Source organism: Kitasatospora sp. NPDC030952 (assembly GCF_055571335.1).
Window position 1 is genome coordinate 21585 of the sequence record NZ_JBVIFM010000006.1, and the last position, 11590, is coordinate 33174.

The 11590-nt window shown below is 73.3% G+C and carries 10 protein-coding genes; 5 read left to right on the forward strand and 5 right to left on the reverse strand.

Annotated features, from left to right (window positions below; translation table 11 throughout):
• Window positions 1-88: 88 nt before the first annotated feature.
• The 4 genes from ACZ47G_RS13725 to ACZ47G_RS13740 all read right to left on the reverse strand — a co-directional run bounded on the left by ACZ47G_RS13725 (window position 89) and on the right by ACZ47G_RS13740 (window position 5731).
• Window positions 89-1690, reverse strand: a complete 1602-nt coding sequence (locus tag ACZ47G_RS13725; protein WP_465742635.1) for a M4 family metallopeptidase — start codon at window positions 1688-1690, stop codon at window positions 89-91.
• A 586-nt stretch (window positions 1691-2276) separates the two neighbouring features.
• Window positions 2277-4259, reverse strand: a complete 1983-nt coding sequence (locus ACZ47G_RS13730) for a protein kinase domain-containing protein (RefSeq protein WP_465742137.1) — start codon at window positions 4257-4259, stop codon at window positions 2277-2279.
• Between the two features lie 92 nt (window positions 4260-4351).
• Window positions 4352-4816, reverse strand: coding sequence for an alpha/beta fold hydrolase (locus ACZ47G_RS13735; protein ID WP_465742139.1), 465 nt, complete (start codon window positions 4814-4816; stop codon window positions 4352-4354).
• Window positions 4817-4969: 153 nt separating this feature from the next.
• Window positions 4970-5731 (reverse strand): dienelactone hydrolase family protein, encoded by a 762-nt coding sequence (locus ACZ47G_RS13740; protein WP_465742141.1) that lies wholly within the window; start codon window positions 5729-5731, stop codon window positions 4970-4972.
• A 93-nt stretch (window positions 5732-5824) separates the two neighbouring features.
• Here ACZ47G_RS13740 and ACZ47G_RS13745 point away from each other — a divergent pair, with 93 nt between their 5' ends.
• Entirely contained in the window at window positions 5825-6151 is a 327-nt protein-coding gene (locus tag ACZ47G_RS13745; protein ID WP_465742143.1) for a DUF6191 domain-containing protein, read from the forward strand.
• Window positions 6152-6174: 23 nt separating this feature from the next.
• On the opposite strand, the gene ACZ47G_RS13750 is transcribed toward ACZ47G_RS13745, so the two are convergent.
• A complete protein-coding gene (locus ACZ47G_RS13750; RefSeq protein WP_465742145.1) occupies window positions 6175-7224 on the reverse strand; it encodes a (2Fe-2S)-binding protein in 1050 nt (349 codons plus the stop codon).
• Between the two features lie 150 nt (window positions 7225-7374).
• Here ACZ47G_RS13750 and ACZ47G_RS13755 point away from each other — a divergent pair, with 150 nt between their 5' ends.
• The 4 genes from ACZ47G_RS13755 (at window position 7375) to ACZ47G_RS13770 (ending at window position 11476) form a co-directional block, all read left to right on the forward strand.
• Entirely contained in the window at window positions 7375-8406 is a 1032-nt protein-coding gene (locus tag ACZ47G_RS13755; protein ID WP_465742147.1) for a FecCD family ABC transporter permease, read from the forward strand.
• Window positions 8407-8495: 89 nt separating this feature from the next.
• Entirely contained in the window at window positions 8496-9530 is a 1035-nt protein-coding gene (locus ACZ47G_RS13760) for a FecCD family ABC transporter permease (protein ID WP_465742149.1), read from the forward strand.
• Window positions 9530-10426, forward strand: coding sequence for an ABC transporter ATP-binding protein (locus ACZ47G_RS13765; RefSeq protein ID WP_465742151.1), 897 nt, complete (start codon window positions 9530-9532; stop codon window positions 10424-10426). Before ACZ47G_RS13760 ends, ACZ47G_RS13765 begins: the two co-directional genes overlap by 1 nt.
• A 51-nt stretch (window positions 10427-10477) precedes the next feature.
• Window positions 10478-11476 carry an ABC transporter substrate-binding protein gene (locus ACZ47G_RS13770; RefSeq protein WP_465742153.1) on the forward strand — a complete coding sequence of 333 codons (999 nt, stop codon included), beginning with the start codon at window positions 10478-10480 and terminating at the stop codon, window positions 11474-11476.
• Window positions 11477-11590: the final 114 nt, after the last annotated feature.

Consider the following 11590-nt stretch of genomic DNA (forward strand, 5'->3'; position numbering starts at 1 on the left):
TCGGCACCCACAGTCCGGCCGGACCCCGCTCGGGCGTGCCCCGGGCCGGGCCTGCCCAACTCAGGCCCGAACCCGGTTCACACCCGAGTCAGTTGACGTTGACCGCGGTCCAGGTGGCCGCGACCGCGTTGTACTCGGCGCTGTTCGCGCCATACAGGTCCGACGCCGCGCTGAGGGTGGCCGCACGGGCGCCCGCGTAGTCGGTCGTCGAGGTGAAGTACGCCGTCAGCGCCTTGTACCAGATCTGCGCGGCCTTGTCGCGGCCGATGCCCGCCAGCGAAGAGCCGTCGGCCGTCGGGCTGTTGTAGCTGAACCCGTTGATCGTCTTCGCGCCGCTGCCCTCGGACAGCAGGTAGAAGAAGTGGTTCGCCACACCGGACGAGTAGTGCACGTCCAGGTTGCCGACGTTGGCGTCCCAGGAGTCGGCCGAGGAGCCGTCCTTGCTGGGCTGGTCCATGTAGCGGAGCGGGCTGCCGTCGCCGCGCAGGTTGATCAGCTCGCCGATCCAGTAGTTCGGCGGGTTGGAGGGCAGGTTGGCGTACCACTCCACCATGGTGCCCATGATGTCGGAGGTGGCCTCGTTGAGGCCGCCGGACTCGCCCGAGTAGTTCAGGTTGGCGGTGGCCGCGGTGACGCCGTGGCTCATCTCGTGGCCGGCCACGTCGATCTCGGTGAGCGGGGCGGCGTCGCCGCTGCCGTCGCCGTACGACATGCAGAAGCAGTCGTCGCTCCAGAACGCGTTGACGTAGTTGGAGCCGTAGTGGACCCGGCTGAGGGCGCCGACGCCGTCGTTGCGGATGCCGTTGCGACCGAAGGTGTTCTTGTAGAAGTCCCAGGTGGTGGCGGCGCCGAACTGGGCGTCCACGGCGGCGGATTCGCGGTTGCTGTTGGTGCCGTCGCCGAAGCTGTTGCTGGTGTTCGCGAACAGCGACCCGCTGCCCGACTCGCTGTTGCTCATGTCGACGGTGGACTGGCCGCCGCGGCTGGTGTCCTTGAGCTCGTACTGCGAGCCGTTCTGGTTGGTGTTCAGCCCGACCTTGCCGACGAAGATGCCGGTGCCGGTGCCGGCGGCGGTCTCGATCTTCTCGTGGGTGGAGAGGACCTTGCCGTCGGCCGCGTCGGTGACCAGGATCTGGGCGCTCGGGGTGCCGTCGGCGCGCACGCCCTCCACGGTGGTGCGGTAGGCGAGCCGCGGGGTGCCGTCGGTGGCCCACACGACCAGCTGGGCCTTGCCGACCTGGTGGACGTCGGCCAGCGGGGACTCGTCGGCGTCGATGGTCTGCCCGATGGTGGCCTTGACCGTGCCGGAGGCCTGGTCGGCGGCCTTGTCGGCCGGGATCTTCGGGCTCAGGCTCGGCAGCGCGATCTGAGCGGCGACCGCCTTGTCGACCGACTTCACGGCACCGTCGGCCTTCTGGTGGACGACCAGGTCGCCGCCGATCACCGGGAGGCCGGCGTAGGTGCGCTCGAAGCGCAGGTGCCGGGTGCCGTCCTTGTCGACGACGGCGTCCTTGGCGACCAGCTTCTCCTGGGAGCCCAGGCCGAGCGTCTTGGCGAGCGGCGCGGACTGGCCGCTGGCCACCGCGAGCACGGCCTCGTGCTGCTGGGCGGCCTGCGCCTGCAGCGAGGGGGCCGCGGGGGTGGCCTGGGCGACGGCGGTGGTGGTCACCTGGACGACACCGGTCAACATGGCCGTGGCCGAGAGTACGGCTACAGCGGCGAGCTTTCGCTTCACGTGCGAGTCCTTCCGGGAAACCGCGTGTGGGCGCGGTCGCACCACGTCCCGGGGGCCGGGGTCGGCACCTGTGGGGCGGAACGGGCGCTGACGTGCTGAAACCCCGTACGGTCGAGCGGCTCGCCACCGAGGGGTGGGGGTGGGGGCTACCGCTGGGGGATGACCAGAAGCATGACAATCCAGCAGGTGAATTGACAGGTCTGCCTCAGTTATTGGCCAGGTCCCGCCAGTTGGCAAAGGAATTCAAAGGACGGTCAAATCGGGGCAATCCACGGCGTCTTGCAGAGGGTCCCGGATCGAACCAGCGCCGAACCGCCTGCGTCGACGGCCGGTCGCCCGTCGACCGTCAATCCGGCGATCGCTGTTGATCATTGTTGATCACAGGCCGATCGACTTTTACATCTCTGTAGAACTTTCCATACATACCCTTGACACCCGGGTGGCGAGGTCCCGCCACCGACCACCCTTGCCCGCCGAACGGCGGTCTGCTAGAGACTCGACCGGTGCACCGGGCAGAGCACCGCACCGCCATGGCGGTGCGTCACTGCAGCCGCCATTCCTGGGCCGTGTTCCCGGGCGTGCAGGTGACCATGGTGACGGCGTTGCCCGGCCCGTTGTCCGTCATGCAGGACTGGTTCTGGTAGTCGGCCAGGGTGTACGACCCCGCGGTACTGCCGGCCCGGACCGTCCACCGGGTGAGGAAGCTGAAGCCGTTGCTCAGCACCACCTTGCCATCCATGGTCTGGACCAACTGGGGGCCGCCGCTGTTGCAGGCGTTGAACACGATCCAGTTGCCCGGATCGGTGGAACGCACCCAGCCGTACTGCGAGGCGCCGCCGAGGACGAGCGGGTTGTCCCCGTTCAGGTTGTCGTCACGCATCCCGATCGGACGGCCGTCCCGGACGCTGACGATGGAGCTCCAGTTGCCGCCGCCGCAGGACGGCGGCCGAGGGTTGCCACCGGTCGACGCGCTACCCGAACCGCCGCCCTGCGAGGTCGAGTTGCCGGGCTTGGCGGGAGGCTGGTCGGCCGTACCGCCCCCGCCGGCGGGCTGGTTGGCCTGGCCGCCGGCGGAGCCGCCGGGCGCCGAGCCACCGGGGTTCGCACCACCGCCCGGGTTCGTGCCCCCGCCGGGGTTGGTACGGCCGCCGTGCCCCGGTCCGCCGCCGTTCCCGCCGCCGTTCCCGCCGCCGTTCCCGCCGCTGTTCCCGCCCTGGGCCGGTGCCGTGACGGGCAGTTGGGCGCCCGCCGACGGCTGGCCCGCTGCGGGGGTGCCCGACGGGGTGTCGGTCGGCTGCGGGGTGGCGGGCGCGGAGGTGGTGGCGGCCTCGCTGGTGGTGCCCGGGGCGGCCGGGACGGTCACCACCACGGTGGGCAGGGCGGCCGGCGGCGCGGCCGCGTCGGCACTGCCGGGGCCGCGATCGACGAACAGCGCGGTCGCCGTGCCCACCGAGATGACGATCGGGACGACGACCGGCAGCAGCAGGGTGCGGCGCGAACGGCGCCGGCCCGCCTCGGTCTCCGCCCGCGGGTCCACCTTCACCACCTGCTCCGGTCCGGCCGGTGCGGCGGCCCCGCCCGGGACCACCGCCGGTACCGCCGCCGCCCCCTCCCGCAGGTCGATCGTCGCGGTGTCCGCCGCCTTCCGCGCCGCGCCCGGCAGGCCGATCGCCACCCGGGCCGCCGCCGCCATCCCGGCGGCGCTCTCGAAACGGTCCTCGGGGCTCTTGGCCAGCGCGGTGGCGACCAGCGCCCGCACCGCCGCCGGGAAGGTCTCCGGCAGCTCCGGCACCGGCTGGTTGACGTGCTTGAGCGCGACCTGCAGCGGCCCCTCCCCCTGGTACGGCACCCGGCCGACCAGCAGTTCGTAGCAGACCACGCCGATCGAGTAGAGGTCGGAGGCCGGGCCGGTGGCCTCCCCGGAGGCCTGCTCGGGGGACATGTAGGCCGCGGTGCCGATGATCGCGTAGGGCGCGGTGAGCTTGGTGCTGGCGACGGCCCGGGCGATGCCGAAGTCGGTGACGACCACCCCGCCGTCCTCGCGCACCATCAGGTTGGAGGGCTTGAGGTCGCGGTGCACGATGCCCCGCCGGTGGGCGGCGTGCAGCGCGTCCAGGGCTTCGGCGAGCAGGCGCAGGGCGCGCTGGGCGCTCAGCGGACCGTCCTCCTTGAGCACCCGGTCCAGCGGCCGGCCCTCGATCAGGTCCATCACGATGTAGGCGCAGTGCTCGTCGCCGCCCTCGGCACCCTCGCGGTCCTCGCGGTCCTCACCGCTCTCGCCGCTCTCGCCGTAGTCGTGCACGCCCACGATGCCGGGGTGGTCGATCGCCGCGACCAACTGGGCCTCGCGGCGGAACCGTTGCACGGCGGTACCGTCCTCGAACAGGTCCGCCCGGAGGATCTTGACGGCCACCGACCGGGCCAGCACCTGGTCCTCGGCCCGCCAGACCGAGCCCATCCCCCCGCCGCCGATCTTCTCGACCAGCGTGTACCGCCCGCCGAGCACGGTGCCCGCGCTACTCATCTCCCCTGCCCCCAGGTGTCATGACCCTCCCCCGGGTCGTCGGCACTCAGTGTGCCAGAGGGTGCCCTCGGCTCAGCAGGGGCCACCAGGCCTCAAAATCCGGCCTCCCGGGCGATTCGGACCTGCTCGGACACCTCCCGGACGGCCGCGGCGACCACCCCCGGCCGGTCCTCGTGGACGGCGTGCCCGACACCGGGCACCATCCTGTGCACACCCCGGGCGGCGAGGTCGCCGACCTGCGCCGCGAGGGTCAGGACCGGGGCGCGGTCGGGGTCGCTCGCGCCGAGGCCGGCCCGGTCGTACGCCACGATCCGGCCCAGTTCGGCGAGTTCGGGCAGCAGCGGGGCCCAGGTGAGCGAGGACGTGCCGTTGCCCGCGACCAGGACGATCGGTGCAGCGGCGACCGGCCCGGCCTCCAGCCAGCGCAACGCCCGTCCGCCGCGGTCGAGTTCACCTGCTCGGAGCCCGCCAGGCGTGTGCTCGGCCAGCACCTCGGCGACGGCTTCCTGAACTCCGTCGAGGCGCAGGCCGGTTCGCGTGTTCCATCCGTTCGGCACGTACGGCCCCCGTGAGTTCGTCGACGGGGCCCGCCATCCGCGCGGCCCGACCGACCGCGCCCTGCCCCCAGCGCCCACTCTACGACCGGCGGATCGGGGGCCGACAGACCGGCGCCCGGCCGGGGTCGACCCGACCGGGCGCCGGTCCCGCGATCAGGCCGGCAGGTTGCGCTTCAGCAGGTCGAACAGCGCCGACCAGTGCCGGGCGTCGCCGACCGCGTCGTAGCGGGTGGTGTCGGCCTGGGTGTAGCCGTGCCCGGCGCCCTCGTACACCTCCGACCGGTGGCGGACGCCGGCCGCCGTGAGGGCCTCGTCGAGCCGGGTGATCTGCTCGGGCGTCATCGACTCGTCCTGGTCGGCGTGGCCGAAGTACAGCTCGGCGGTGACCCGTCCGACCTCCAGGTGCGGGCTGTCCGGGCGGTCGGTGACGAGGCGGCCGCCGTGGAAGCCGGCCGCGGCGGCGACCCGGTCCGGGTGGCCGATGGCGGTGCGCAGGGCGAGGTAGGCGCCGAGGCAGTAGCCGGTGACGCCGATCGGGCCGTCCGTGACCAGCGGGGAGCCGGCGAACCAGGCCAGGTAGGCGTCCGCGTCGCGGAGCACCACGTCCGGGGCGGTGGCGGGCAGGAGCAGCGGGCCGATCTGGGCGAAGACCTCATCGCACTGCTCGACGTCGATCAACTCGGGCAGTTCGACCAGCGGCGCCCGGCCGCTGCGGTAGTACACGTTGGGGACGAGGACGGTGTAACCGGCCTCGGCGATCCGGTCGGCCATGGCCTTCAGGTGGGGCCGGAGCCCGAAGGCGTCCTGGTAGAGCAGGACGCCGGGGTGGGGCCGGCCGTCGTCGGGGTGGGTGAGGTAGGCGTCGGCGGGGCCGTCCGCCGTCGGGATGTCCACGAGGGTTCCGCGCACGGTCATGGGTGAGAGCTCTCCTTAGGATCCGTGGGCAGCGTAACCCGTGGATGCCCGGAAGCGGGAACGCCGTTGCGACGGTCGCGCGTTGGACCGGACATGGGGTTGATCGTGGGCGTGGTGTGCGTGGTGGCGGTACTGGTCGGGCTGGTGGTGCTGGCCGGCTTGCAGGTCCGGGACGAGTCCTCGCCGCACCGCCGGAGCAGGCCCGGGGTCGGGGTCGGCGGTGGCGGTGGCGGTCTGCTGGACGAGTTGCACGCGATGTTCAGCCCGGGCAAGCGGATCCAGGTCGAGCAGCGGCGGGAGCAGGCCTCGCGCCGGGACGACACCGAGGCCGGGGCGCCGCCGCACTTCGGGGTGGACCTGGACCGGGGCGTGGCGGTGCTGCGGCGACAGCCCGAGGGCGACGAGGGCGCACAGCGGTAGGGCGTGTCTTCGAACTCCCGCCGTCAGAACCGGCGCAGCCGCTCCTCGTCGCCGGTGCGCGGGCAGGTCAGACAGGCGACGGCCTCCGGCTTGACGGCGTAGTAGAGGCAGCAGCCGAGCCGGGTCCGGGTGTGGTGCTCGCGGCCGTCCGGGGTGCGCAGCCGGCGGAAGTCGGCGGCTCCGGCCAGCGGTCGGGTGCCGCCGGGCAGCAGGGCTGCGGCGGCGGCCACGGCGGCGTCCTCGCCCGCGGTTCCACCGGCCCCGGAGTCCGGCTCGTCCCCTGCGCCCTCGGCGTTCCCGGGGGCGGCGGCGTCGAGCATCCGAGCGGCGTCGAGCATCCGACCGAGGTACCAGACGGCGGAGGCGAGGTCGTCGGTCACCATGCCCCAGAGCGCGCGGTCGCGGCGCCGGGTCGGGCCGGCGAAGGCGGCGAGCACCGGTTCGAGGTGGGCGACCACGGCGGCTCGCAGTTCGGCGCGCAGTTCGTCGTCGCCGGGGTGGGTGGCGTGGCCGCGCGGGCGCAGTGCGAGCTCGCCGGTGGGGGCGTGCAGCCAGAGGTCGGCGGGGTCGACGGCGGGGACCCGCCGGGCCAGGTGCCAGGGACCGGCGATCAGCAGGCAGGCGGTCCAGGCGTAGTGGTGGAGCAGCCGGGAGGCGGTGACGTGCGGGCGGGGCGCGCAGCCGTGTTCGGCGGCGATGCGGGCCTCCTGGCCGGCCAGGACGGCGGCCAACGCCCGTTCGTCGGTGGCCAGTCGGGCGCCGGAGTACCAGCCGTCGGCGGCCGACGGGTCGGGCTCGGCGGGGTCGAGCAGGTGCAGCCGCAGGACGGGGCAGAGTTCGCGCAGCCGCTCGTAGTCGCGGACCAGCGTGGCAGCCGGAGCACCAGGCAGCGTGGCAGCCGGAGCGCCGGGCGGGGCGGCAGCCGGAGCGTCAGGCCGCGTGGCAGCCGACGCGACGGGCGGGGCGGCAGCCGACGCAACAGTCGGGACAGAAGCCGGCGCGACCGTGTGGACGGGGCCCGGCGCGACGGGCAGGGGTGTTCCGGGGACCATCGGCGCTCCCGAGATCGACATCGACTCCGAGTGATCGATTAAGGTGAGCCTCACCTTACAATGCCTCAGGGGGTGCACCAACCGCCCGGCCACCCCAACGGTCGCCCTCGCCCGCCCATCGACTCGACCTTGACGAACTTAGGCAAACCTAACCTAAGATATCGACTCGTGTTGAGAACCGACCCGCCGGCCACCACGGCCCCGGCGACGCCCCGTTCCCCGGCGATCCGGCGGCCCCTGCTGCTGATCGCCGGAGCGTGCGCGCTCGTCCTGTGCGCCGCTCTGAGCCTCGCGCTGGGCTCCCGAGCCATCCCGCTGTCCACCGTCGTCGACGCCCTCACCGGCGCCGCCCACGGCGGGGACGCCGATGTGGTGACGGGCCTTCGGGTCCCGCGCACACTCATCGGACTGGCCGTCGGGGCCGCGCTCGGCGTCGCCGGGGCGGTCGCCCAGGGCGTCACCCGCAATCCGCTGGCCTCCCCGGTCACCCTCGGCATCAACGCCGGCGCGAGCCTCGCCGTGGTCGCCGCGATCTACGCGCTGGGACTGTCCCGGCCGTCCCAGTACGTCTGGTTCGCCTTCGCCGGGGCGGCCGTCGCCGCCGTCGCCGCGTACACCATGTCCCGCCGCGGCGGGGACCTCGACCCGGTCCGGCTGGCGCTCGGCGGCACGGTGCTCACCGTGGTGCTCACCTCCTGGACCTCCGCGCTGATGCTGGCCAGTCACCGCACCCTGGACGAGGCCCGGTTCTGGCTGGCCGGCTCGATCGCCGGGCGGCACCTGGACACCCTCACCCCCGTGCTGCCGTTCCTGGTGCTCGGCCTGGTGGCCGCCTTCGCGATCTCCCCCGCGCTCAACGCGCTGGCCCTGGGCGACGAGACCGCCCAGGCGCTGGGCGTGCCGGTGGCCCGGATCCGGGTGGTCGGCGGACTCGCCGTGGTCCTGCTCGCGGGCAGCGCGGTCGCCGTCTCCGGCCCGGTGGCGTTCATCGGACTGGCCGCGCCGCACCTGGTCCGCGCGCTGCTCGGCAACGACCACCGCTGGCTGCTGCCCGGCTGTCTGATCACCGGCCCGCTGCTGCTGCTCGCCGCCGACGTGCTCGGCCGGCTCGTGGTGCGGCCCTCCGAGATCGAGGTCGGCATCGTGACCGCCTTCCTCGGCGCGCCGCTGCTCGCGGTGCTGGCCCGGAAGGTGGCCAAGTGAGCGCGCGGAACGAGCGAACCGTCCAGAGGGGCACCGTGAGCGAAGCCCCCGTCGAGCGAAGCGTCGGACGAGCGGAGCGCGGTGGGCGCATGAGCCCGCTCGCCGCCCCGCTGAGCGCGATCGCGCGCCGCCGGGCCCGTACCGCCGCCTGGTCGCTGCTGGCCGTCGCCCTGCTGGTGCTGCTCACCGGCATCGCGCTCGGCACCGGCCAGGTGAACATCTCCGCCTGGGACGCGCTGCGCGCCCTGTTCGGTCAGGGCGAGCCCGGCGACGTCCTGGTGGTGCAGCGGTTCCGGGCGCCGCGGGTGGTGTCGGCGCTGATCGCGGGCGCCGGACTGGCGATGGCCGGCTCGATGCTGCAGCGGCTGTTCCGCAACCCGCTGGCCGCCCCCGACACCATCGGCATCACCGGCGGCGCCTCCTTCGGCGCGGTGCTGATGCTCGCCACCGGCGCCTCCCAGCAGTTCATCCCGCTGGCCGCGGTCGGCGGCGGACTGCTCGCCGCGCTGCTGCTGGGCGGCTTCGCCTGGCGCTCCCGGATGGCCGTGACCCGGTTGGTGCTGGTCGGTCTGGCGGTCCAGCAGGGCCTGGCCGCCGCCGTGAACCTGATGATCGTACGGTTCCCGGCCGAGCTGGCCTCCTCCGCGATGCAGTGGACCACCGGCTCGCTGTACGGGCGCAACTGGACCGAGGTGTGGATCGGCGGCACCGCCATCGCGCTGACCGCCGGGGCCGTGGTGCTCTGCCAGCGGCGGGTCGCCGTCCTCGACCTCGGCGACGACTCGGCCGGCGGCCTCGGCCTCGACGCCGCCCGGGACCGGCTCTGGCTGCTGCTGCTCACCATCACCCTCGCCTCGCTGGCCGCCGCCCTCACCGGGCCGGTCGCCTTCGTCGCGCTCGCCGTCCCCCACCTGGTCCGGCTGCTCGCCGGACCGCCCACCCCCGGCACCCTCGGCCTCACCGCGCTCACCGGCGCCGTGCTGCTGCTCTCCGCCGACCTCCTCGTCCTGCACGTGATCCCCGTCCACGGCCTGCCGGTCGGTGCCGTCACCGCCACCCTCGGCGCGCCCTGGCTCCTGGTGCTGATGATCCGCCAGGGCCGGCTTCCCCAGAGGAGCAGCTGATGACCAGCCCCACGGAGTCCAACCGGCTCGCCGCCCACGGCCTCGCCCTGCGCTACGGCGACCGCACCATCGTGGACGGGCTCGATCTCGAACTGCCCGGCGGCGCCGTCACCGCGATCGTCGGACCGAACGCCTGCGGCAAGTCGACCCTGCTGCGCGGCCTCGTCCGACTGCTCGACCCGGCCGCCGGCACCGTCACCCTGGACGGCGCCGACATCCACCGGATGCCCGCCCGCACCCTCGCCAAGCGGATGGGCCTGCTGCCGCAGCAGCCGGTCACGCCCGAGGCGGTCACCGTCGAGGCGCTGGTACGGCTCGGCCGCTACCCGCACCAGCGGATGCTCAGCCCGTGGTCCAAGGCCGACCAGACGGCGGTCGAGGAGGCGCTGGCGCGCACCGGCACCGCCGAACTGCGCGACCGGCAGGTCGACCGGCTCTCCGGCGGTCAGCGCCAGCGGGTCTGGATCGCCCTCGCCCTCGCCCAGGAGACCGACCTGCTGCTGCTCGACGAGCCGACCACCTTCCTCGACCTGCGGCACCAGCTCGACGTGCTGGACCTGGTCGCCGACCTGCACGCCGAGGCCGGACGCACCGTCGTCATGGTGCTGCACGACCTCGGGCAGGCCGCGCGGTACGCCGACCACCTGGTGGTGCTCAAGGACGGGCGGCTCGCCGCGGCCGGTCCGCCCGCCGAGGTGCTGACGGCCGAGCTGGTGGAGGCCGTGTTCGGCGTGCCGTGCCGGGTGGTGCCCGACCCGGAGACCGGCACCCCGCTGGTCGTGCCGCGTGCCCGGGTCCGCGCCGCCACTGCGCCCGCCGCCACCTCGCCCGCAGGCACCGCGACCACCGGCACCGCGCCTGCCGCGTCCACCGCTGTCGCCGCCACCGCCGTCTGACCCGAACCCCCTTCTCCCGTCCCCCCGTTCGACCCGATCCAAGGAACTCCGATGAACCGCCGACTCCCCGTCGCCGTCCTCGCCGTCACGCTGTCCGCCACGCTCCTCGCCGCCTGCGGCAGCACCGGTGACAGCGCCAAGTCGGGCGGCGACTCCGCCTCCGCCGGCGCCTCGGCCGGCACCGCCGCCGGGTTCCCGCGCAGCGTCAAGCACGCCGCCGGGACCGCCCAGATCAAGGCGCAGCCCAAGCGCGTCGTGGTGCTGGACAGCGGCGAGCTGGACGACGTCACGCTGCTCGGCATCACCCCGGTCGGCGCGGTGTCCCCGCACATGAAGACCGAGGGCGGGTTCCCGAACTACCTCAAGGACAAGATCAAGGACACCAAGGACGTCGGCCCGATGAACGAGCCGAACCTGGAGCTGATCGCCTCCCTCAAGCCCGACCTGATCCTCTCCTCCAAGGTCCGGCACGCCAAGGTGTACGACCAGCTGAACGCGATCGCGCCGACCGTGCTGGCCGAGACCACCGGCTTCCCGTGGAAGGAGAACCTGGCGCTGTACGCCCAGGCGCTCGGCAAGGAGGACGAGGCGAAGAAGGCGCTGGCCGACTACGAGGAGCGGGCGCACAAGCTGGGCGAGGCGATCAAGGCGAAGTACAACGGGACGATGCCGACCGCCTCGGTGGTCCGCTTCGTGGCCGGCCCGACCCGGCTGTACGCCAAGGCCTCCTACAGCGGTGTGGTGCTCAAGGACGTCGGCCTGACCCGCCCGGCCTCGCAGGACGTGGACAAGAACATCATCGAGGTCAGCGCCGAGCAGATCAGCCAGGCCGACGCCGACCTGGTGTTCGTCACCACGGCCGACGACCCGACCAAGACCAAGGAGAGCGAGGTCCAGCAGACCCCGGTCTGGAAGGGCCTGAACGCCGTCAAGAACGACAAGGTGTTCACCGTGCCGGACGAGACCTGGATGTCCGGCATCGGCGTGCAGGCCGCGGACGCGATGCTCGTCGACATCGCCAAGGCGGCGGGCGTGGACGCGCCGAAGTAGCCGTCGCTTCGCCCTCCACGAACAGCTGATGGCGAACAGATTTCAGAGTTCAGCTGACAGATGTCAGCCAACAGATCACAGATAACAGATTTCGGACTCTGTCATCTGTTCGCC